General features: G+C 46.5%; 24 protein-coding genes. 10 read left to right on the plus strand and 14 right to left on the minus strand.

Features of this window, described 5'->3' with window-relative positions; translation table 11 throughout:
* The first annotated feature begins 43 nt into the window (after window positions 1-43).
* From P5704_025415 to P5704_025430, 4 genes are all read left to right on the plus strand, one after another.
* On the plus strand, window positions 44-694 hold the full coding sequence (locus P5704_025415; protein WOF82130.1) for a hypothetical protein: 651 nt from the start codon (window positions 44-46) through the stop codon (window positions 692-694).
* A gap of 183 nt (window positions 695-877) precedes the next feature.
* Window positions 878-1,327, plus strand: a complete 450-nt coding sequence (locus tag P5704_025420) for a hypothetical protein (protein ID WOF82131.1) — start codon at window positions 878-880, stop codon at window positions 1,325-1,327.
* 68 nt (window positions 1,328-1,395) lie between these two features.
* Window positions 1,396-2,247: a hypothetical protein gene (locus tag P5704_025425; GenBank protein ID WOF82132.1), complete on the plus strand. Its 852-nt coding sequence runs from the start codon at window positions 1,396-1,398 to the stop codon at window positions 2,245-2,247.
* Between the two features lie 82 nt (window positions 2,248-2,329).
* Complete coding sequence (locus P5704_025430; protein ID WOF82133.1) at window positions 2,330-3,217, plus strand: DHHA1 domain-containing protein; 888 nt, start codon at window positions 2,330-2,332, stop codon at window positions 3,215-3,217.
* 119 nt (window positions 3,218-3,336) lie between these two features.
* On the opposite strand, the gene P5704_025435 is transcribed toward P5704_025430, so the two are convergent.
* The 3 genes from P5704_025435 to ligA form a co-directional block, all read right to left on the minus strand.
* Window positions 3,337-5,004, minus strand: coding sequence for a hypothetical protein (locus tag P5704_025435; GenBank protein ID WOF82134.1), 1,668 nt, complete (start codon window positions 5,002-5,004; stop codon window positions 3,337-3,339).
* A gap of 52 nt (window positions 5,005-5,056) precedes the next feature.
* Entirely contained in the window at window positions 5,057-5,665 is a 609-nt protein-coding gene (locus P5704_025440) for an IS607 family transposase (GenBank protein ID WOF82135.1), read from the minus strand.
* Window positions 5,666-5,762: 97 nt separating this feature from the next.
* Window positions 5,763-7,763, minus strand: coding sequence for an NAD-dependent DNA ligase LigA (gene ligA, locus P5704_025445; GenBank protein ID WOF82136.1), 2,001 nt, complete (start codon window positions 7,761-7,763; stop codon window positions 5,763-5,765).
* A 48-nt stretch (window positions 7,764-7,811) separates the two neighbouring features.
* Here ligA and P5704_025450 point away from each other — a divergent pair, with 48 nt between their 5' ends.
* Both P5704_025450 and P5704_025455 read left to right on the plus strand, forming a co-directional pair.
* Window positions 7,812-8,465, plus strand: a complete 654-nt coding sequence (locus P5704_025450) for a hypothetical protein (protein ID WOF82137.1) — start codon at window positions 7,812-7,814, stop codon at window positions 8,463-8,465.
* Complete coding sequence (locus tag P5704_025455) at window positions 8,449-9,033, plus strand: HAD family hydrolase (protein WOF82138.1); 585 nt, start codon at window positions 8,449-8,451, stop codon at window positions 9,031-9,033. The genes P5704_025450 and P5704_025455 overlap by 17 nt, the downstream gene beginning before the upstream one ends.
* A 21-nt stretch (window positions 9,034-9,054) precedes the next feature.
* Here P5704_025455 and P5704_025460 read toward each other — a convergent pair whose 3' ends face one another.
* The 3 genes from P5704_025460 to P5704_025470 all read right to left on the minus strand — a co-directional run bounded on the left by P5704_025460 (window position 9,055) and on the right by P5704_025470 (window position 10,996).
* Entirely contained in the window at window positions 9,055-9,675 is a 621-nt protein-coding gene (locus tag P5704_025460; GenBank protein WOF82139.1) for a YfbR-like 5'-deoxynucleotidase, read from the minus strand.
* A gap of 66 nt (window positions 9,676-9,741) precedes the next feature.
* Window positions 9,742-10,470, minus strand: a complete 729-nt coding sequence (locus P5704_025465; protein WOF82140.1) for a UbiA family prenyltransferase — start codon at window positions 10,468-10,470, stop codon at window positions 9,742-9,744.
* Between the two features lie 4 nt (window positions 10,471-10,474).
* Entirely contained in the window at window positions 10,475-10,996 is a 522-nt protein-coding gene (locus P5704_025470) for a hypothetical protein (protein WOF82141.1), read from the minus strand.
* A 190-nt stretch (window positions 10,997-11,186) separates the two neighbouring features.
* Here P5704_025470 and P5704_025475 point away from each other — a divergent pair, with 190 nt between their 5' ends.
* Together P5704_025475 and P5704_025480 are read left to right on the plus strand one after the other, a co-directional pair.
* Entirely contained in the window at window positions 11,187-12,590 is a 1,404-nt protein-coding gene (locus P5704_025475; GenBank protein ID WOF82142.1) for a hypothetical protein, read from the plus strand.
* Between the two features lie 89 nt (window positions 12,591-12,679).
* Window positions 12,680-13,888: a hypothetical protein gene (locus tag P5704_025480; protein ID WOF82143.1), complete on the plus strand. Its 1,209-nt coding sequence runs from the start codon at window positions 12,680-12,682 to the stop codon at window positions 13,886-13,888.
* Window positions 13,889-13,890: 2 nt separating this feature from the next.
* Here P5704_025480 and P5704_025485 read toward each other — a convergent pair whose 3' ends face one another.
* The 6 genes from P5704_025485 to P5704_025510 all read right to left on the minus strand — a co-directional run bounded on the left by P5704_025485 (window position 13,891) and on the right by P5704_025510 (window position 18,843).
* Window positions 13,891-14,787 carry a hypothetical protein gene (locus P5704_025485; protein WOF82144.1) on the minus strand — a complete coding sequence of 299 codons (897 nt, stop codon included), beginning with the start codon at window positions 14,785-14,787 and terminating at the stop codon, window positions 13,891-13,893.
* 61 nt (window positions 14,788-14,848) lie between these two features.
* Window positions 14,849-15,328, minus strand: a complete 480-nt coding sequence (locus P5704_025490; GenBank protein ID WOF82145.1) for a hypothetical protein — start codon at window positions 15,326-15,328, stop codon at window positions 14,849-14,851.
* A gap of 54 nt (window positions 15,329-15,382) precedes the next feature.
* Window positions 15,383-16,519, minus strand: coding sequence for a hypothetical protein (locus P5704_025495; GenBank protein ID WOF82146.1), 1,137 nt, complete (start codon window positions 16,517-16,519; stop codon window positions 15,383-15,385).
* Window positions 16,516-18,189: a hypothetical protein gene (locus tag P5704_025500; GenBank protein WOF82147.1), complete on the minus strand. Its 1,674-nt coding sequence runs from the start codon at window positions 18,187-18,189 to the stop codon at window positions 16,516-16,518. The genes P5704_025495 and P5704_025500 overlap by 4 nt, the downstream gene beginning before the upstream one ends.
* Window positions 18,182-18,388: a hypothetical protein gene (locus P5704_025505; GenBank protein ID WOF82148.1), complete on the minus strand. Its 207-nt coding sequence runs from the start codon at window positions 18,386-18,388 to the stop codon at window positions 18,182-18,184. The genes P5704_025500 and P5704_025505 overlap by 8 nt, the downstream gene beginning before the upstream one ends.
* Window positions 18,385-18,843, minus strand: a complete 459-nt coding sequence (locus P5704_025510) for a hypothetical protein (GenBank protein ID WOF82149.1) — start codon at window positions 18,841-18,843, stop codon at window positions 18,385-18,387. The genes P5704_025505 and P5704_025510 overlap by 4 nt, the downstream gene beginning before the upstream one ends.
* A 73-nt stretch (window positions 18,844-18,916) precedes the next feature.
* Here P5704_025510 and P5704_025515 point away from each other — a divergent pair, with 73 nt between their 5' ends.
* A complete protein-coding gene (locus P5704_025515; GenBank protein ID WOF82150.1) occupies window positions 18,917-19,462 on the plus strand; it encodes a hypothetical protein in 546 nt (181 codons plus the stop codon).
* Here the strand turns inward: P5704_025515 and P5704_025520 are convergent.
* Entirely contained in the window at window positions 19,431-19,688 is a 258-nt protein-coding gene (locus P5704_025520; GenBank protein WOF82151.1) for a hypothetical protein, read from the minus strand. The genes P5704_025515 and P5704_025520 overlap by 32 nt on opposite strands.
* A 112-nt stretch (window positions 19,689-19,800) precedes the next feature.
* Here P5704_025520 and P5704_025525 point away from each other — a divergent pair, with 112 nt between their 5' ends.
* The gene (locus P5704_025525; GenBank protein ID WOF82152.1) at window positions 19,801-20,178 is read left to right on the plus strand and encodes a hypothetical protein; all 378 of its coding nucleotides are present in this window, start codon (window positions 19,801-19,803) and stop codon (window positions 20,176-20,178) included.
* A gap of 2 nt (window positions 20,179-20,180) precedes the next feature.
* Here P5704_025525 and tmk read toward each other — a convergent pair whose 3' ends face one another.
* Window positions 20,181-20,828 carry a dTMP kinase gene (tmk, locus tag P5704_025530; protein WOF82153.1) on the minus strand — a complete coding sequence of 216 codons (648 nt, stop codon included), beginning with the start codon at window positions 20,826-20,828 and terminating at the stop codon, window positions 20,181-20,183.
* Between the last annotated feature and the right edge of the window lie 21 nt (window positions 20,829-20,849).

Raw genomic sequence — 20,849 nt, forward strand, 5'->3', positions numbered from 1 at the left:
CTCTTCGGAGCCCTTTTTACTTTATTGAAAAAGGGAAATCATCATGGCAGTGGACATCACGAAGCGCGAAACGCCCGCTCAGGGAAAAAGCGTCATCAACCTCGATAAGCGCGGCTCGACCCTATCTCTCGATAAGAAAACGGGGTTCGACAAAATTGTTGTGAATCTCAACTGGAACCAGGGCAAGCCGCAGAAAGTGGGCTTTCTAAAGTCGCTATTTGGCGGAGAATCCAAAACCGGCGTTGATCTTGATCTAGGATGCCTATTTGAGCTCAAAAATGGGCAAAAAGGCTGCGTGCAGGCGCTTGGTAACGCCTTCGGTGACTACCGTAATGCCCCTTACATCCACCTGCTTGGCGACGACAGGACAGGAGCCAACCAGAATGGCGAATTCATGTGGATCAACGGCGCCTTTTTCAGCCAAATAAAGCGGATCGTTATCTATGCCTTCATTTATGAGGGCGTCGCCAGCTGGGGTGAGACGGATGGTGTTATTACCGTTCAAACACCTGGGCATGACACGATTCAGGTTGCGATGGATTCAAATGCCGATCTCCCGCTTTGTGCAATTGCCATGATTGAAAATGATCATGACAATCTTAAAATCACCAAGCTGGTAGAGTTTTTCAGTGATCAGGAAAAGCTCGATATCGCCTATGGATGGAACATGAATTGGTCGGTAGGATCCAAGTGACTGAATGAAGGAGAAGGCCCTGGGGCAACCTGGGCCTTCGCCATCGTTTTGTAGCAGCCTCATGAGATTGTGTTGCGCTTCAGTTTGAAGGGTATTGCAAGGCTACGTTCATTTTTGTAATATCTATATTGACAGGATCATTCGATCTGTCTAACAACACGTCGCTCAACGAGGACACAATCCATGAGACAACATTATCTGTACATCAATTTCAGCGATCTATTCAACAGCCTTGCCGAAATTGCCAACCCCAAAAAAGCTTTTGGCTTTCCCCCAACTGACATTATCAAGCTGACAGAGACTCAGTATCAGATCCAGGTCGCTTTAGCTGGCTATCGCAACGAGAATGTTACGGTTACCTTTGAGCCATGCGGCGCCCGTAGCCATGAAGGCCAGCTTGTTGGTGATAGGAACCTTCTTCGGATCGAAGGAAACTTTCCCAAGCCGGAAGGTGATTCAGGAATGGTGACCTATATTCAGCGCAACATTGCCCGACGTAACTTCAAACATGCGATTGCGCTAGATCGTCATATTGAAGTTGAAAGCGCAAAACTTGAACATGGATTGCTAACCATCGATCTTAAGCTTGTTGTGCCGGACGAGCACAAGCCGCAAACAATAAAGATCAATTGAGTCAAAAGAGCCGGTCGAAGACCGGCTTTTTGTATAACAATGTTCATCACAGCATCAGGTGTTATTAATTGCAGAACTACATAAATGGCTTGCAATACATCCCAGCAAGTCTAACGAAGAAAGACATTCAAGAGATTGCGTGCCCTTCTTACGAACGATTGATCATTGATCCCGAACACCCCTCTTATCGTGATGCGTGTGAGCATTTTTCACAAACTAAGTATAAATATCCATATTTACCACTTTATCTTGGGAATCATGACATACCAAATGTAGAGAAAATCGACTTGAACGTCTTGCGCCTTTTGATAAGAATGAATAATTCAGAGGCGTCTATTTATTTACCAATGCAACTTCTTCCTTTGAAAGAACTCATTCTTTGCACAATTAATTACCATCGCCAAGCGTATTCAGCAAACAAGGATTGCTTTGTTTATTTAACTGTTAGGGCATGCACGTTTGAACAACTCTATTACAAGAACTCAATGGGTTGGCACATTGATGGTTTCCAGGGATCCAGAATTGAACGTCACATTATTGAGCAAGACGCTTTCTGGTGTAACTTATCAGCAACACAATTCCTATTGCAGCCAATGTTTTGTGAAGGCTTGAACCCAACAAAGCACGATATCAACATGTTCTTTGATAATCAGGCAGATAGTCGATTCATGGTTCAATCCCTCGAAAAATCGATATACCTTGCAACACCATACAATATCCATAGAGTGAATCCCAATCCGTTTGATGGCAAAAGAGTTTTTGTAAGAATTAACTTTTCCCCTGTATTGATAGAAGATCACACAAACACCTTCAATCCTGAATTTCCAGAGTACAAATTCAAACCCAGGGTTGATGTCAGGGATTTTTTATGGCAATACAATGCCTGCGAAGTTAGCGACTCCGGGTTTATCTTTGCCTGACCTACATGATGAAATGGATTAACATGCAGTTTTTGAGTTAAACTGAAAAAATAAACGACCAAAACTGAGTTTTTCAATCGTCATGACCAAGACAACAATCCTTTACCATGCCAACTGTTTTGATGGCACGTTCTCAGCAGCAGTAGCCAAAGAGCATTTTGGGGATTCGGCAACCTACGTGCCCGTAAGCTATGATAAGCCTCTTACTGACTTTTCTAATCAGCGTCTGTTTTTCCTTGATGTCGTCTACAAGGAAAAAGATATGCAATTACTTTTGGGCAAGGGCAATGAGATTCATGTCATTGATCACCATCGAGACAATGTAAAACCCATCGCCCATCTTCCTTTGGCCTCTTTGAGGTACGATGCAAATGAATCCGGCGCCTCCTTGACTTTCAAGCACCTGAATCCAGGAAAAGAGCTGCCGCTTGCCATTGCACATGCCAGAGATTATGACCTTTGGCGCTTTGAATTGACGGGAACCCGCCACTTTGTGGCGAATCAGGCGACTCCCCCCCTCGAAGTAGACAGCTACCGCGAACTGCTCAGGCTTGAGGGCCGAGATTATGAGCAATTCGTTGAAGCTGGCAAGGGAATACTGGCGTATAAGAACAAACTAGTCGAAGAAATTTCCGCAAGTGCAATAAATATCAAACTCAAAGGCATCGAGGGATGGATGGTCAATGGGCCAGCAGAACTCAGAAGCGAAATTGGCAATTATCTATCAATAAAGCATAAAGCAGCTTTCGCCCTGATTTGGAGTGAGCGCTCTGACGGGAAGATCAAAGTATCATTGAGGTCAAGCGAAGGAGATGCGCCTCTCCAGATTGCGAAAGCGCTTGGAGGTGGCGGCCATGACCGGGCAGCCAGTGCCGTCATGGAAAAATCAAAGTTCAATAGACTGGCTAGTTCAGCAAAAAAATCTGTGCAAGCGCGATCCCTGTCAGACTCCTGCTGCGATCATCATTAAAGCAAAACCGCCAGCATGCTGGCGGTAATTCATATCACACTTCGAAAACAACCGCTTTAAACAACCTATCCAAACCTACTCACGCAGTTTGAACAGTGTTTAAAACCTCAAAGTCGCCCTTAAAAGGGCACATCTTCGAGGCCGTCACTCCCGCAGTGAGGGTGACTCGCGTGACGGGGTCTCACCGTCAACGTCCGGGTAGGGCTCAGTGAATGGGCCAGGCCTTTGCGTGTTGCCACGCATTGCTTGGCCGAAATCACAGGCGCAGGGGATTGTTTATGATCCCCAGACCGCACGTGCGCTGCATGCGCCGCTGACAGGTTTTTCCTCACGCCCGCCCAGAATGACCATACATGCTTCGCCCGATTCCTTGCAGGTAGGGCAAAGGTGACATGGCCACCCCCGCGTGTGGGTGCAACACCCGCTCGCGTGGACAGACGTTCGGAAAAACCCAATCCACGTCGGGCGATGGCCGTGGCCGCGCCCTGGTGGACAGAAATGCCTCGGACACTGGCGTGATTCACCGCGCCAATCACCGAGGTGTAGGCCGGGTTGACGTCAATGACTTCTACTCCGGCCCTGAAACAGGCGCTGCGTAACGCAGCCCCCACCTGTGCGTAAAAGAACCCAGAGAGCAGGCGTGCTGCCTTCGGATTCATCATGGTTAAATCGGATTTCTTCTGACGAAAATCCAGCTTTTCCAACACCAGTGGCTTGCCAGCGGCGGCGCACTGCGCCGCCACAGCCTTGGCCAGATCACCTATTTTGGCCTTGGCCTGATCGGTGGATAGACCATAGGTGGCGCATTGCAGGCGTTGGGTATTGGTCAAATTACCAAAACGATCCAGCTCGGCCAACGCCAGGTGATCGGCATTCAGATCGAGGCCAAAGGCACCAAGCCCGCGTTTCGTGACTATCGGGACATCGTCGTGCTGGGTCGAGACAAAGACGCGCCAGCCCTGATCGTCTCGGATAAAGCGATAGCTCAGCGCTCGCCCTGCTACCAGGGAATTCAAAATGGATGGGTGGCCATAGGCAAACTGGACATCGGTCAGTGTGATGTATTTGCCCAGCGCTTCTGGCAAGCGCACCCTGAGCCTCAGGCGCTGATCAGCCTGCACAGTCGCCACGCAGCTCTGGCAGCCTGCGGTTTCATCCTTGGAGCCGACCAGGAAGAACTGATCACTGCGGCTGGTTTGCCAATCCTTTTTCCAGTCAGCGTGCGTCAATTGTGCATCATTGAATTGGCTGCGAAAACGCTTGCGAGAGCCAAAGCATAAACGGACTTTGCCGCAGGCTTTCTCAGTAATCATGCGTTCCAGGCGCGCCTGCTGGCGCGCCAGGCTGCGTTTCTTTTGATGCAGTGAGAACGCTAACTTATCGATCTTGACTGGATCGACAGTTGTCATTTTCTTTTTGGGTTTGCGCAGCACCTTAAGTTCTTTGTCCAGGCGCACAAGGGTTGAGGTCAGTCGCTTAATCTTGCCCTGAGCCTCATGAATGAGGTCACCCTGACGGGACTTAATCGACTCAATCTTGCCTTCCAAGAGCATGCGGATGGCATTGAAATGCCGGGCGGTGATGCCGTAGTCAGCAATAAACCTGGATTTTAGTTGGGCAATAGAAACCACTTCATCCTTGCGGTGGCAAGCGGCAAGCGAAGTGTTCTTCACCATAGCGGCAAACAACTTGCGCTCCAGTTGCCCGTATTGCTTCGCATAGGCATTTAAGGCAGCGTCTTGCGCAGCCTCTAGTACTAAGCGAGTTTGATAGGTGAAGACGGGCAAGTGGGGTATTCCAAACTGAATGGCTTGATACTAATCAGATCTTCTATACGGGTCAAGCCGCTTGCTGCAAGTGTTTTAGGTTTTTCCGTGAACGCGAGCCATATAACCTGGCAGAAAACACCGTCATCAACTCGATAACGTCAGCAACAAGGCTGGTTTCCAGATTGGCCTCTACTGGTTGATCAACAATCACCACCTGTGTTTTATTCAACTTGCACAATTCAAAAATGATATCCGCACCAAACCTGAGCAAGCGGTCTTTGTGAAGTAGTACCAACGTTGATACCTGGCCTAGCGCAATCATCCGCAGTAGCTTGAGAAAGGCTTTCTTTTGATAGTTCAAGCCACTGCCCAAGTCGCTGAGTATTTCTACATCCCTGTGTCCAGCGCTGTGACAATACTGAATCAGCCTGTCTCGTTGTCGAACCAGGTCTTCCTTTTGATCATGGCTAGATACGCGAGCATAGCCCACCACCTTACGTTGTTCTGGACTGTGCCTGCCTATCAGCGCATGGAGATCATTCACAGCATAACGACGATGCTGACCACAGGTGCGAAAAGAGGGTCGCAAGCGGCCATCTTTTTCCCAACGGCGAAGTGTTGAAATGGATACGCCGAGTAATTCGCTGGCTTCGACTATTGATAAATGCTGCATGATCATGACTCACTTGTTATTGTTTGGTCAGATTGTAACAAATGAGTAGGTTTGGTTAGTTATTTATCTTGCAGTAGAAGCCCCGCCATTAGCGGGGCTGCCTTCACCCGATCAGCGCCTCGAAAGCCGCCTCATCCAACACGGGTACGCCTAGCTGCTTAGCCTTATCCAGCTTCGTCCCCGCCGCATCGCCGGAGATCACGCCAGTGGTCTTTTTCGACACACTGCCAGAGACCTTCGCCCCCATCGCTTCAAGCGCTTGAGTGGCAGTCTCACGAGACCACCGTTCAAGTGTCCCTGTGATCACGTACACATGCCCGGAGAGCCGCGTATCAGCAACTGCAACGCTTTGGTGTGTTACACCAAGCGCCACCATCTTCTCGACGCATTCTCTTGTTCTAGCCCCCTGGGCGAATGCCTCGACCAGGAATTTTGCCGTTGTCTTGCCAATGTCCGGAATCGCAACGAAATCAGCTTCGCTTGCATTGATTACCTTCTCAATGGTGCAGAAAGTCTTCGCAAGAGACTTTGAGGTGTTTTCACCCACCTCGCGGATACCCAGCGAATAAATCAACCGGTTCAGTTCCGGGGTTTTTGCCTTCTCAATGGCAGCAAGAAGATTTTTGGTGCTTTGCTCACCCATGCTTGGTAGCGTCATGATGTCTTGCGCTGTCAGCGCAAAAATATCACTCAGATCATTAACCAGCCCACGCTCGCAGAGCGCGGAAATGGTCGAATCCCCCATGCCATCGATATCAAGCGCCTTTCTAGAAACGGCGTTGGCAAGCTTCTCAACCAGCTGAGCAGGGCACCCTTCAGTGTTTGGGCATCGAAGATAGCTGTTTTCCTTGGTTAGCTGGGTATTGCAGCACGGGCAATGCGTAGGTACGCATACAGGGGTCGCCAATACGTCCCGTTTGCTCTCCACCGCCATCATCAGCTGCGGAATGACATCACCGGCACGGCGAATAATAACCTCATCTCCCTCATGCAGACCCAGGCGCGCTACCTCATCCCAGTTATGCAGCGTGGTGTTTGATACTGTCACCCCACCGACCTTGACGGGTACAAGCCTTGCTACCGGAGTAACCATCCCCGTCCGGCCCACCTGCATGTCGACGGCTTTCAGACGAGTACTAACCTCTTGGGCCGGAAACTTCCATGCAATCGCCCAGCGCGGCGTTCTGGAGAGGAAGCCCATTTCACGCTGCGACGCATAACTGTTGACCTTGAAAACGATGCCATCAATGTCGAAATCAAGGCTATCACGCACAGTCTGCTGATCTTCCCATGCCTTACGACAAGCATCGAAACCCCGCATTACCTTCATTTCCCTCGTTGTCGGGAATCCCCATTCGCGAAGAAGCGACATTGCCTCTCCATGACTGGCAGGTGGCGTTCCCTCATACCCCTCCATATGCGCTAGCGAATACGCGCAGAAAGCCAGTGGGCGCTTCGCTGCAACTCTGGAATCAAGCTGCCTTACGCTTCCGGCAGCTGCGTTGCGAGGGTTAGCAAATGTCTTCAATCCTGCCTCGGCAAGACCTTTGTTCAGCGCGTCAAAGCCCGAGCGCGTCATGTAAATCTCCCCGCGAACTTCAAGCAGGGCTGGAAAATTGCCTCGAAGCTTGAGGGGAACGTTTCTGACGGTTTTTACCGAATGAGTAACATCTTCTCCTGTAGTACCATCGCCCCGCGTCGCCGCCAGGACAAGTACACCATTTTCATAACGCAGGGTGTCAGCCATTCCGTCGTATTTAGGCTCGGCTGTAATTTCGACCTCATCAGTTCCAAGGTCTGCTTTGATTCGTGCCAGAAATTCCTTGAACTCGTCATCCGTAAAGGCATTATCAAGACTTAGCATGGGGATCGAGTGACGAACCTCTTTGAGGCCGCTTGCAACGAGCCCTCCAACCTTCTGAGTTGGTGAGCTTGAGTCAAGCAACTCTGGATGCTGCCTCTCCAGGTCGCGAAGTTGATGAAATGCCCTGTCGTATTCCTGATCGGTGATTTGCGGCTCATCAAGAACGTGGTACTTGTAGTTGTGCTCGTTAATGAAGGAGCGCAAAGAAGCCACTTTTTCAGAAACACTGTGTTCAGTCATGGTAATCTCCCTTTGAGGACAGTCAATATACATGAATCGGAAGGCTCTGTGAACGATTTTTTGGTCGCCGCTAGTGCTACATGCTCACATGCTTTGCCCTGGTATCGCTTCATGACGTCGTCATGGATCCTTACGCCGACATCGAGTAAGCCTTCAGGCTTACCGATGATGATGGGTGGAAAGTCGCCATTGATTTACGCTCCCCTGCCCTGCGCCCATTGCGGCGATGAACTCGACTTCGTTGGCGTTTTTCCCGCCTGGTCTGGACGCCTATTTGGGCTCTGGCAGTGTTTCGGTTGCTTGCCTGCAATGCTAGGGAACCATGAAATCAAATGGTTAAAAGGCGAAGACCTATCCATATTGCGTGCCTGCTCAGGCATGAAATGGCTTGAGAGTACTCGCGCCCCCTCCCTGCCTGGCCCTCATCATTTTTCACAAAATCGCTCACTTGCCCTCACTGCCAGACACGATCAACTGCCAAGACAACGTCAATTAGCTTCGTTTGATATACAAACGCTTGGGTGGTCTCACTCTTTCACAAATGCCATGGATCCGCTTTGGCGCAAGCAACCAAGATCAACGCGCCTCCTAATACAGATAAAATCTGATAACGCGATTGACTTTCATCATTCAGGATTGTTCAAATATCTATATTGCCCAATTAAAAAACAGACGGTTTTAGACTATGAGCCAATTCAGTAGACCTTTGGTGGTCTTCGATCTTGATGAAACTCTCATCTACTGCAATGAAAAGCCGTATCGTGATGCCCAAATCACAACACCGCATGGGCACCTATCAATTCGCGATGGGCTGGAAGATATGCTGGAAAAAATATCTGATGTGTATGACATCATGGTATGGAGCACTTCGGGAAAAGAATATATTGATGATATGCTTGCCATTATTTGGCCAATGCATATCCCTCTGGTAGATGTTTTTACCTCGGCGGAATGTGGCATTAAGAGCTTTGAAAATGTTGGAATCCCGCATTACAAGGATATGAAAAAAATAATTAAAAAACACCCTTGCTATACCCTGGATCGGATCGCTGGGGTAGATGATACTCCAGACAAGTACAAAAGAAACTTTGGCAATTTGGTATCAGTGAGTCGCTTCACTGGCGCGCAGGATAACGAGTTAATAAGGTTGGGTGACTATCTAATAACGCTAAGTTTAGCAAGCAGCATAAGAAAAGTTGAAAAGAGATACTGGAGGCGCGTGGATCAAGGATCGGCCTTAAGTGATCCGGAAATTAACAAGTGGCCCTGAGAAACCAGGGCCACTTAGTCATCACGATGGTCTGAATCCTTCGAGTATCTCTTCAAAATCGATTTGTTTTGGCTCATCATTCAGAAGTGCGTCAAGGACGTCTTGCGCGGCAAGCCAATTGTACTGAGGCCACATTTGCAGCCCTTTCTTTATGTATGCGGAGAAAGAGTTTGTGCGTTCTCGATAAATCCTTCTCGCCGCTTTGCCAACCCCTTCATTGTTAATGTGATGAATGGCTTCCATGATGTCAGCAAGTTTGGTAATGATGCCTAGGTGCGTATCAGCCGTCTGATCCGCAAGATCTGCATACGGCTTACAGATTTTTCGCTCAAGCATTTCAATGGGAGACATTTGATCAGGAAATAGTGACTCAAGATATCGCTTGAGAGGTGTGCTCATGTCACCTGTTGAAACCTCGGCCATATCATGCCAGAGACACTTTCGTACCAGAAGCAACTGATCTTTCTCACTCATGTCTGGGTCGATCACTTTGGCCAAGTACTCTGCGTACATGGTTACTAGAAAGGAGTGTTCAGCAACGCTCGGATGACGCAAGCAGCGAACCGAATGCCAGCGTGTCACATTTGCTGCATGTGCAACGTTGGCTATGGAATAGTTTTCATTTTCAAGCTTCGAACTCATGGCATCACTCCTTGGTGTCTATTCAGTTTAACGCACTTAACATGAAACATCCCGGACGGACTCAAATCAAGCCTTTGAGCAAGCAAAAATGGCCAAATAAGGCTCTCTCGTGTTTGAGGTAGACAATATTTTAAGATAGGCAATTATAAGGAAAGGCCACATCAACAGAACCCCAGAGTCGAAATTCAGGCTAGTTACGACACAAAATAAACCGATACCCGAAACACCGATTAGCTTGAATGGCTCTTCAAAACCCTGAAGTTTGTGCAGATAGCTTCTTTGTTTCCAAATTACTAGTGGAAATATTATCAAAGCTATCGAGACAATCAATGAATATTCTTCCGGCTGCACCCCACCCAAGGAAACCAATGGCATTATTCTTGCCAAATAGCATGCGGTTACACATAGTGCAGTGGATAATCCATAACCACACTGTTTTTTTATAATGAGGTTGTAAAAAAAATTAACACCCCAATAAAGTAAGACCCACCTGAAGGAAAATTCATGTGGCCATACAATCCAGGAAGTTAAAAAAAGTACAGGTAATAACACAATTGCGCGCTGAACACTTAATGCGCCGCTTGCTATGGGTCGATCCTTTCGATCTGATCTTAGCGCATCGTCTTTTCTATCCATAATGTCATTGAAGACATAAACCGCACTTGAAGCAAAACAAAATCCTATCACAAGAAGCAGGCTTGAAAGCGTCGGCGTAACTGTTGCTACAAGGAGAGCACTCAGGCACAGAAGGTTTTTGTACCACTGATGTATTCTTAGAACATCCAAGATAGCCATGCCCCTACTCCCTGGTAAGCAAAATCTCGCTGTCGCGCCCCTTGATCACCAAACTATTATTCGAAATGGAAAGTGTGAGCACGTCTCCCTGCCGTATCAAAGGGCAATCACTATAAGAGATTGACTGGACGCGGTGCGTGAGGCTTCTGACGCATGCAACCTGACCAACTGTAACAACGCGCCCTTTCCTAGAGAACTCAGCTGATACACTGACAATAGGAATGCTGCCATCACTATTGAAATCGATGGTTGGGATCTTGGCGTCAAGGTCAATTGATACACTAATGCCTTGGTGACTCCCGCGCCAAATCCCTGCTAGAGAGCCGATGGGACGCGAAAGTGCCTGTAATTGCCGCTCTTCAAGCACAGCCGGGCGAAGATCAGTGATGAGATCGACATTTTCGCGGAGCGGCTGATTTTCAGCTCCCGCACCCCCAAGGAGTATGCCAGCACAGGCTAGCAATGAGATGCTCATGATTGCGAGAAGCGTTGATTGGAGGGGTTTGTTCAGGGCAAGGCCTTTCATTGCAGCGTCCTTAAGATGTGCGCGAATCATACGCTGAGGCCAAACGAACTGTCAATTGTCGGCAATCACTTTTTAGACGACTACGAAGAAGCTATTGGCTTTTTGGTCACATGCCGATAGTATCCGTAACGCATATATTGACAGCCACGAACAGGGGTTTACCAGGGAAGAAATGAACAGCATAAGCCGCATGAATTATGGCGTTACTCGATGCGCATTGATCAACACACGCCACCATAGCCTGGCTGTCTCACCTTTCTGGCCTGGCGCTCTCTCGACGCTGTACACGCAGGAGGTAGAGCTGGGCGAGTTGTCTAGCGCAATGCAATTGCTCTTAATGGGTCGTATTGGAGAGCATGATTTGGATACGCATGATGCATGCAGATCCAGAAACCTGTTTTTACCCGAAGAAACCAGTTTTGCAGTAATGGAGCTGTCGCTTCGCGATGGGGTCTATCTGCTCGGCGCCCACGGAGCAGAATGCGATGAAATGCAAGGATATAGCCATTTTGTATGCAAAAAAAGATTGGACTTAAGCGATTTCATTGAAAATGGCCGCAATCTCTCATACAGATGTGTTTTTGAGAAATGGCGTGCTAGCGGGTGTGCTTTAAAATTCCTCAACCATAAAGAGGTGGTGCAAATCCTCTATGGCGAATTCCCCCGTGTTGGATGCGGTCTTCTCGATTTGACTCTCGCTCCTCTCGTCGGTGCTGGTAATACAACCTATAATGAATTTTTAGGGATTTATAAACATCTTCTGTCTAGGTCTAGCATTACCGGAAATTCTTTTAAACAAATGGTTTTGCATGCGCTTTGCTTGAATAAAAAACACTGCGAATTAAAGGCGCCAATGAAAGATGACTTTGAAACATTAGAAAATTCGATAACATACGCGGCTCAAGCATCGGCCTTAATTAATGAGCTCAAAAAGATCAATAGATTCATTGACGACATTAACAAGGTGTTTAATAAAGTATATTGCACAAGAGGCAGGATTTATTTTCGCGCTCAAGATGTTGGCCAGGTTTCCGAGCTAATTCGCAATCTGGTTACCGAATACAATAAAACTCAAATTGAGCGTAATGATCTGTTTCTTGGTATGTATGACTCTAATCTTGAAAACAATAATGCTTTAGCGATTGCACTAAAAAAGCTAAGGCAATTCATGCTAAGCAACGAAATAAATTATATTACAATTTCATCAATTTTTGATTTATCGTTTAAACTAGATAATTCCAAAAAGCACGAGTTTGAACTCGTTGAATATTTGGACGACGAAAATGCATCCCTCATTTCAATGTTTCTCATGCAATACTTTAAAGACAATAAGTCTGGTGGAGACACATCTCTTCCATGTTGTATATTTTTATCCAAAAGCCCAAGTCAAATTTTGGTTAAAAATATTGCTGAAATTTCAAGTAAATTTGGTTTCTCTCCAATATTTTTTGATAAATATGGTGATGCATTCTATTTACATCAAATCGATAAACATTACAAAACAAAATGCTTGCTTGATGATGAAGGCATTAACAATAGCTCAACAAGGGCAAGACTAGTTACTGAATATCAATTAGGATTTCAATTCCAGTGATTGCGGCTCTGGCCTGGCTGGGCGGTGGTTCGCTAAGCGTGGTATAGTCTAATAAATCAGAGTCTATCTACAGCCCAGGAGGTATCCAGATGAGCATGCCCGACATCCGCAAGGTTTTTTCTGACCTAGGTGAAATCAGCGGGCAGGCATTGTTAATGCCAATGCCCAAGCGAATGGCACTCGATGAAGTCAAGGCACTTAAGCGCGTAACGCTGGGAGAATCGTTCGATAGGCTGCTGAAAGACATAGCAGCCACTGGAGTAAGCGCCTCTACTGCTTACGGCATGCTTCAGGAATCTGATGCGGCTAGAAAAGTAATTGCTGATAAGCAATTTACAAAAGTTACTATTGTCTCTCTTTACATGATAACTAAACATATGATGCGCAAGGCACCTTTGTTTAGTGTGAATCCTGCTCTTAATCTATTGCTGGAAGATACTGCAATTAAGGTGGTAGTGCCAGCAATGTTTTTTGCCCCTCCATTTCCTGAGTGCTTTGTAGAATTTGACCCTGCTGAAAGACGTATTCAATCAGAGCGCATCACATACTCCGGTGGAGAAAAATGTATATGCGAGGGCGCGTATATACAAGAAACTAAATTTGAACGTCTACCACCGGTTAGTCGGGATGTTAGAGAAGTGCTAGAGCTCGATCCAAACAAGCCGGCAAGAGTGATAGAGATTGGATTTAGCGCGTCGCCAGTAAACTCAACAAAGGCAGAAGCTACTGGAGCGCCCGTTGCGTTCGACAATGTTGACCTTATCAGTATTTACATACAGGATGAGCATGAAGCTATCAGCGATATTTTGGACAGGCATTTTGAGCTGTATTCACAAAGGATGTCGGAATCCCATTGTTCAGATGAAAATAATAGCTTTGTAAAGCTTTTTAAGAGTAATTTTGCTCATTTAACTAAAATACTGTTCTATCTTCATGTCGAGAAAGCACAGCGGCGCACTGAATTTGAAGAATCAAAACTTTCTGAGCGTATCAGCCAGGTTCAGGACAAGAAAAAAGAAAAGCTTAAGAAACAATTAACTAGAGTTTATGACCGAATTGTAGTCGGGCCTGATCATTACACGCCAATCAAGGATCTAGTGTCCACAAGCAATCTTCCAAAGGGTACGAAAAGCCCTCATTACCGGAGAGGTTACTTTGGTATACGATGGAAAGGTATTGGTGAAAATAAAGTACCAGAACTAGTGAAGGTATCCCATACCATAATCAACGAGTCATTAATGAAGCAGTCGCTAAAGGATGGCAAGGATAAGTCTCCTAAAGACTACGAGATTCGTTGACCCTAAAGGGAGAGGCCGTGAACAAGCGCGGCCTTCTTGTGTGCCGGTGATTCCATGTCGTCAATAACTGATTCTATTCCAAGCTTGAAAGCCATCACTCTAAGGTCATCGTCTAGAAGCTCAGATTTACGAGTTTTCTCGTCCATGTTATGTAAGTAACTTACAAGTACCGTCCCCACTGACTTATATTTATTAATTATTGTATCGGTGTCATAAACATCGCCCGATAATTTTTGGCAGAGTTCTTGTAGTAGCCCACGCCAGCTATAATCTTGAGTACCCAACTCCTTGGCCATAGCTCTTCTAATCAAGGATATGCTGCTTTCTTGCCGAGCTGACGTCAAAGCCTGCATATAAGCCCTGCTTCTGCACAGAATGTCAACATGGGCTATTTCAGGAAGAAACTCATCCAAATTAGCCAATGCCAAAGACTCTCTATCGAAACGAGAAAGGCTCATTTGGACTGACGCCGACTCGCCCAAGCTTTCCATCCAGTGTGCAATGTCATTAGCAAGAGAATGCCTGTTCATTTGCATTGAATAGGTTAAGACGCCCTGACGATAATGAGTTGAGATAGTGTCCAAACACCCGTCACTTTTAAGCCACAATGACAGCCTTATCCTTGCAAAGCGCTCAGACATGTACATAAGTGTAGACATGAACACGCCTTTACCCATGCCTATTGAGCTTTCCAGACTTGATGAAAGTGCTGAAAACAGCTCCTCATTCATCAATGGACAAAGTTTCTCACCTTGTTCCAGCAAGAGTCTATTTACCTGGCTAGCAAGTTTGCGATTTGTCGCAAGTAGATTTATTAGGTCAATGCCCTCTGATTCCAGATTGCTTGACTTGCCAAATGCTTGGATAAGTGTTTCTGCGCTAATAACTCTGTCGATCATATTGCTTGCGGGTGCGCAGCAGCCGCTCCTGACTAGTAATTTCAAAAAACCGGGTTCTACTCTAGTCTGGGCATATCAGTTCTTCGGGGTCAAGTAAATCGGCTTTTGTTTTGCGAATGAGCTCAAGCGTAAAGTTTTCCGGGCCCGTCATAAATATTCTGAGACAGGACTCTTCATGCCTTAGATGCTTAAGCATGGGTTTGGTTTTCAAGTCACTTAAAGAAGTGGGTTTTTTCTCCAAGAAACCCATTAAGTTTTCATCAATACGCCAATACGGGCTCTCGTTTATGATGAATGTTTTAGGCTCTCGCTCCTCCTCTACAAGACCAATGAAATCTACGCCTTTTTGGCTGTAAATCTTTTTGATGACCTCGTAATGTGAAACGCTGATCCTATCAGGCCGCAACTGAGCATCTTTGAATGCCACTGCAAGCTCTGAGGTTGTGACAAGCTCATTGCCCTGATAAAGCATAAGCTCCGTGGCGGAGCTGAGCGCACTAAACGTAACAAGCACAAATGCGGCGATACAATTCATATTCATGGCATTTCCTCTTGATGCATAATGACACCAATGCCATAAATTGACAATTGCAATTCAAAGATCCAGCTGGCTAAGTAAGATTGGTTTTTTGTCCTGCTGCCGAGCAAAACTCATCCACCCCTGGCCTGGCATTAGCTCCTGGAGGGATGCTATGAGGTTTTTTGAGCGATTTCCCTTTATGATTTCTGCTTTATCAGTGCCCGAGAAAAGATCCGACAAACCATTGTTGATTTCGACGGGAATTTTCTTGGCCCAGTGCGCGCCGATTGCCTTAGCTAATCGTTCTATTGGATCCAGGAGCTTCTGATACTCATCTACCGAAATAACGTAACCATCTCGCTTAGCTGCCAAAAATAGATCAACTTGTCCCTTGAAGGCCGTAAATGCTCTCCCGTCAGCCACCGCTCTTTTTAATGGGTAATATCGCGAGAGATCAAAAACTTCCGTAGCGACCCTAAGCGTTTCTTGCCACATTACACTACTGCTTTTGCTGGAAAGCTTATTAATATAGGCATCCTTTTGTAACCAAAAATTGTTGGCTTGATCCGCCAAACCATAGACATCTTTATCCCCCCTTGCCTTTAGGTCTTCCATTAGCATTGAATGCAACTCGTGTTTTCCTTCGAAGAAGGGCCTCATCCAGTCTTTCACATTTGCCATGATCAATTGGCTGTTGGGAAGATCCTTTTCCTTGAATCTTTTATAAAGAAATTCAAATACATCGAGGTTTCCTGCTGAAAGTTCTCGGTTCAAATGCATAGTTCCAAGAAATGGATGTATTGCCCCGCCAAGCTTGTATATATGAAACTCATCAATCAAGAAAAACATCTCGATATGTTGATCAGTCGTTAGCGGCGGGCTGATTCTATGCATGGCCTCTTTCATCGAAACAAGTGCTGTCCCGATTGCTTCAAAATCGTAATCAACCTGTTCGTCTGTCTGATTAGCTATAAGCGTTGTTGGCTGATTCGCCACTAACTCTTTAACAAGGTCTACGACTGACTCATAATCTCCTGATTTCATCAGTAATTTTGGTATGTCGTACAATGGAATATACGAGGTGGAGGCGTCAAAACCCCTCAGGGCAGGGAACGCGGCCATGGCTAGTTGTGTGACTTCAGAAAGACTTGGGCCCTTGGCGGGCCCAGCCCAGTACGCGTCTATGAGTGCTTTTTTTTCATTGCCAGTCATGGGTTCAGACCTGTTTCATCGTTAGAGAGCTGGTTTTTTGTCTTACGCCTTGAGGACTTGTTAACGCTATGTGCTTCGCGCCAACCCGAAACAGCGTTTTCGAATGCGCTGATGATCTCGCGCTCACCAATGTCCCTACGCATGATCCTCCTCAGGCGCGATTCGCGGATAGTGAAGGCTTCGCCGTGGTAGTCGATATCCAAGTGTGTCAGCTCGTGATGTGCAATATCTATCAAATCACCAACCGAAAGCTTTTCATCTTCAGCAACCTTGGGGTTGAACAGAATAGCAACTCGTTTAGCCTTCTCGTCACGCTGGCAAATTCCTTCTGGAGATCCAAACACAAATCCCGTGTGAATCAACAGGTCTTCATGGAAAAAGGCGTTGCCACGCTTAACCACTCGCAGTGATTCCCTATAATTTTTGGATTCAAGTAGCGTGTTGATGATCGCTTCCCAGCCTGCGGCAAGCTTTCCATAACGTTTGAGGTTCATCTTCTGTGCGATTTCACCCGCATATTGATGAGCGCCTTCTGGAGAGCTTGATTCATCGAGATATTTTACTTTAAAGTTTTCTGGATACCATTCACTCGGTATTTTATTTATTTTGGAATCCAGATGATTTTTGACACGGTTGATTTTTTCAACGAGATGTCCAAATGGGTGCTTGGCGCGACCATCAATAACCTCATCAGCAGCATCTTCAAGGTAGGTGAGCATTTGCTCCGGATCCATGCCTTTGCTATATGCGGCCTCTCTAATTTCATTCTCAAGCTCTACGCCATAAGCCGATATATTTCGCTCGTTTAGCAAAATATCGATGTCACCACTAAGCTTAAGCTTCTCCCTGTCATTAGACAGTTGCTGCATAATTTGATTTAAAACATCGCGATGATTGCGATTAAGCGAATCACGGTTCGAAGTCATCAGATCCTTGGAATCACCCTCAAGCTCAAGGTAGCCCTCAAATGCCGTCCCTGAGCTCATGTAAAGCCGCTCGTTGAACATCGCAAGGCCACGCATCCTCACCCACAGCAATGATGTTGAGTACCCGTGCGGCTGGTCTTTGAAGGACAGGGGGCCAAGAGGGGTTTGCTTGGTGTACGGATGATCATCAACACCGCAAGCCAGAGATTCGCCATTTAGGGTGATTTTCACTGCCGAGGGAAGGCGAGAATGATGAATCAGTCTTCTTAGCGAATCCTCCATCATCCAGATTTCAGCCTCCTCCTTGGGCATGTCAGCTGTAAGGCGAACACCAGGCATGGTCTCATTGCCTGTCGTCCAGGAGTAGCTACCACCTGCGCCCGTAAGGTGTATGCCCTTTGTTTCAACTTCATAGCGAGTGTGCGCGAAGGCCAGAATGACCTTGGCATAGCCAAACCCCCCGATGCTTCCCTCCTCTTTCTCGGATTGACCGAGAGCTAGAAAGACGTTGAAGAGCTTGTGCTCATCCATGCCACGACCATCCCCATGGCAAACGACACGCGTTAGCCCTGGATCTTCAGCGTTCGGGCAGATGGTGAAGTCGATATGAGTGGCTCCCGCATCCAGTTCATTCTGGATGGCCTCCCTGAACCAGGCGATGCGCCAATCTGCATATTCGTTTTTGGCTTTTGCGTAATAGCTGGCAGGAAGCTTGACCTGCCCGTGATGAATCATATCAGTCATGATTTTTGCCTGCGGTTCTTATGAGTATACGAATTGCTTCCTGTTTTGACAGGCCCTTGCTGGCTTTTTTGGACATTGCTTTGGTCACGTTGCACAGAATCGCCCAGTCACTTTCGGTCAACGGCAAGCCAACAGCTCGCATGCATGCCTCAGCCTGCAACCTCGGCCTCCCAGCTTTTCTTTTTCCGGAAAGGGTCATGGCGCACCATCCTCAAGCCCCTGTGCGGGCTTCAGGTGTGGACAGGTTTCATAGAGTATATCTAACAAGATCTTTTGGTTAAGGCTTGAAACAAGATACTCTTTATTTTCCGAATATCCTTCGAGTGATACGGTAAAAGCGGTCACAGGATTTGAAAATTTTACTGCCTTTTCAGCAGCCTCCAAAGCCATGTGCTCTTTGACCTCCAGCAATTTATGCTCAATGCTGTTAACCTTTATTTTCTTCATCACGCCGTATTCATGGCGAACTATTTCGCTTCTTCTTTTGTCCGCAATCATGGCCAGCATTGATTTTTCACTATCTCGACCAATGCTGTACCAGGAAAAATCATCGCCACGCAGATAATATTGCTTGAAGACAAGGCGCACAGGCTTTTCCTTTGGGCTAAACCCTCTGGAAATTTTCTTGCCCTCGTTGTAAATCTTGATCGCCATGTGATTACCCTATATCGTAGATATAAGTTTGACCCATGAGCGACACCTTATTCAAGATACGAGAGTCAAGAAAATGTTAAACGCGCGTGAGAAAAGGCTTTTGATTACAGCACTCAAGATCCTGGTTGCACTTGATTCGAGAAATCCAAAGCCCATTATGAGGCTTCTAAACAAGCACAGGGGAAACGCATTAAAGTTTATGCCTGAAAAAGAGTTTGAGGAGGCTTTAATAGCAATTAATGAGATAACAACTAGCGCGCCACTTTGCCACACCAAGGACAAAAGACGCAAAGACATCCTTGATTTACTAGAACAGGATGATGATCGCTCAATGGTTATTTCACATCACTCGCGTGATGCACTGAACCTATTCATGCGGGTAGGAATTTTGCAGTTTGATATTATTTCAGAAGAACTATTCTTGCCCTTTACTTCTGGTCGATATGACTCGCTTGTTGAAATCTTAAGGGGATCGAGGAATTTTGCCAGGCCAGGAATACATTCACAGAAAATAGATCCTGTTTTCAAAAGAGCATATGAGCTTGGCGATAAACTCAAACGCCTTTCAGAAAACCCTCTGGAAAAATTTATCCAGGGATCTGATGGTAAGCAATTATAGCTATTGCACTTAAGGAAACTATTTGTAGGCCTATTTTTATTCGATTCATTACTTTGTGTATTCGTACGTACACCCCAATTGCTTCTATCGCTAGATCCCGATCAGCACCAGTAAGCTTATTGGAAATAAAAATATTCTTTTCTGGCATCATGATTGACGCCATGCCGAATTTTTCTAAAGCATCACAGAATTGGAGGGCTTTGACGTAATAGTTGAGAGCTTTCATGGACATCCTGCTGCCTTGACAATTTCCTGTCTCCTAGTATACAGAACCACTGATGAATGTCAAGTATCAATAAATGTGTTATACAATACTCTCAACCATTCACAGGCTTACCATGAGCAAGCATCCACTCTCTCCAAAATTTAGCAAGAAGCAAGCTGGCGAAAAAATGGGCGAATCGCCGCTGTGGCAGAATTTTGCGCTTCGGATCCAGCATCATCCAGATATCAAGCAATCATTGATCATCCTGCAACAGGGCAAATGCCCTTTGTGCCAGATGCCTGTTGTGCATACTGACACCGTCCATCATTTAAGCTACTTGTCTAAATGTATTACAGAAGAGGTAGTTTCGTTTCCAACCCCCACGCAAAAACGACCCAGCAAGACCAGTAAGGCACCACCCTGCTCAGGATGTCCTGAGCAGCAGCGATGCCTGAGACTGCTGGCACTTGTCCATGATCGTTGTCACTACAAGATTCACGCGAATGACTAAGGTTAGGCGATGAACTGAATTACGCGTGACATTTTTTCATTAATTACATTGAAGACGTCATTTATCACCTGATCCAATGATTTAGATGCATCAATAATCCGATAGTCATCCGGGTTCTCCCTCGCCTGCGCAAGAAACCCCTCCCGAGCCCTTGCATGAAAATCCAGCTCAGCCAACTCCACTCTTTCGAGCTTCTCGCCTCGCGATTTGACGCGCTGTGCACCCACTTCAGGATCAATATCAAGAATAATTGTCAAATCAGGCTTGAAGCCACCAAGCGCTATTGCATTTAGCGATTTGATCAAGTGAAGTGAAATCCCCCTCCCGTAATGTTGAAAACTCACGCCCGATGCTGCGAAACGATCACAAATCACGACCTTTCCTGCCTCTATGGCTGGAATGATAAGCTGCCTCACATGCTGAGCTCTCGAAGCCGCAAAGATCATTGCCTCAGTGACATCATGCATTTCAGGTGTGTCAGGAGACAGCACAATCTCTCTTAGCTTTTCACCAATAACCGTTCCTCCTGGCTCTCGACTGAATACAACCTGGTGACCATCGGCACTTAGTCGATCCCCAACCATCCTAATCACGCTTGATTTTCCAGCGCCATTGCCGCCATCGAAAGCGATCATAAAACCTTTTTTCATGTACTTCTCTACTCGTCGATA

It is taken from the genome of Pseudomonas sp. FeN3W (genome assembly GCA_030263805.2).
Taxonomy (GTDB): domain Bacteria; phylum Pseudomonadota; class Gammaproteobacteria; order Pseudomonadales; family Pseudomonadaceae; genus Stutzerimonas; species Stutzerimonas stutzeri_G.

Bases quoted from the DNA above. Each gene is read 5' to 3' on its own strand.
- P5704_025440 (WOF82135.1), bottom strand. From the start codon at position 5,665: ATGATCATGCAGCATTTATCAATAGTCGAAGCCAGCGAATTACTCGGC.
- tmk (WOF82153.1), bottom strand. From the start codon at position 20,828: ATGAAAAAAGGTTTTATGATCGCTTTCGATGGCGGCAATGGCGCTGGA.
- P5704_025430 (WOF82133.1), top strand. From the start codon at position 2,330: ATGACCAAGACAACAATCCTTTACCATGCCAACTGTTTTGATGGCACG.
- P5704_025495 (WOF82146.1), bottom strand. From the start codon at position 16,519: ATGACTGGCAATGAAAAAAAAGCACTCATAGACGCGTACTGGGCTGGG.
- P5704_025455 (WOF82138.1), top strand. From the start codon at position 8,449: ATGAGCCAATTCAGTAGACCTTTGGTGGTCTTCGATCTTGATGAAACT.
- P5704_025500 (WOF82147.1), bottom strand. From the start codon at position 18,189: ATGACTGATATGATTCATCACGGGCAGGTCAAGCTTCCTGCCAGCTAT.
- P5704_025420 (WOF82131.1), top strand. From the start codon at position 878: ATGAGACAACATTATCTGTACATCAATTTCAGCGATCTATTCAACAGC.
- P5704_025510 (WOF82149.1), bottom strand. From the start codon at position 18,843: ATGGCGATCAAGATTTACAACGAGGGCAAGAAAATTTCCAGAGGGTTT.
- P5704_025460 (WOF82139.1), bottom strand. From the start codon at position 9,675: ATGAGTTCGAAGCTTGAAAATGAAAACTATTCCATAGCCAACGTTGCA.
- P5704_025470 (WOF82141.1), bottom strand. From the start codon at position 10,996: ATGAAAGGCCTTGCCCTGAACAAACCCCTCCAATCAACGCTTCTCGCA.
- ligA (WOF82136.1), bottom strand. From the start codon at position 7,763: ATGACTGAACACAGTGTTTCTGAAAAAGTGGCTTCTTTGCGCTCCTTC.
- P5704_025415 (WOF82130.1), top strand. From the start codon at position 44: ATGGCAGTGGACATCACGAAGCGCGAAACGCCCGCTCAGGGAAAAAGC.
- P5704_025520 (WOF82151.1), bottom strand. From the start codon at position 19,688: ATGAAAGCTCTCAACTATTACGTCAAAGCCCTCCAATTCTGTGATGCT.
- P5704_025480 (WOF82143.1), top strand. From the start codon at position 12,680: ATGAGCATGCCCGACATCCGCAAGGTTTTTTCTGACCTAGGTGAAATC.
- P5704_025505 (WOF82148.1), bottom strand. From the start codon at position 18,388: ATGACCCTTTCCGGAAAAAGAAAAGCTGGGAGGCCGAGGTTGCAGGCT.
- P5704_025465 (WOF82140.1), bottom strand. From the start codon at position 10,470: ATGGCTATCTTGGATGTTCTAAGAATACATCAGTGGTACAAAAACCTT.
- P5704_025485 (WOF82144.1), bottom strand. From the start codon at position 14,787: ATGATCGACAGAGTTATTAGCGCAGAAACACTTATCCAAGCATTTGGC.
- P5704_025525 (WOF82152.1), top strand. From the start codon at position 19,801: ATGAGCAAGCATCCACTCTCTCCAAAATTTAGCAAGAAGCAAGCTGGC.
- P5704_025515 (WOF82150.1), top strand. From the start codon at position 18,917: ATGTTAAACGCGCGTGAGAAAAGGCTTTTGATTACAGCACTCAAGATC.
- P5704_025490 (WOF82145.1), bottom strand. From the start codon at position 15,328: ATGAATATGAATTGTATCGCCGCATTTGTGCTTGTTACGTTTAGTGCG.
- P5704_025475 (WOF82142.1), top strand. From the start codon at position 11,187: ATGAATTATGGCGTTACTCGATGCGCATTGATCAACACACGCCACCAT.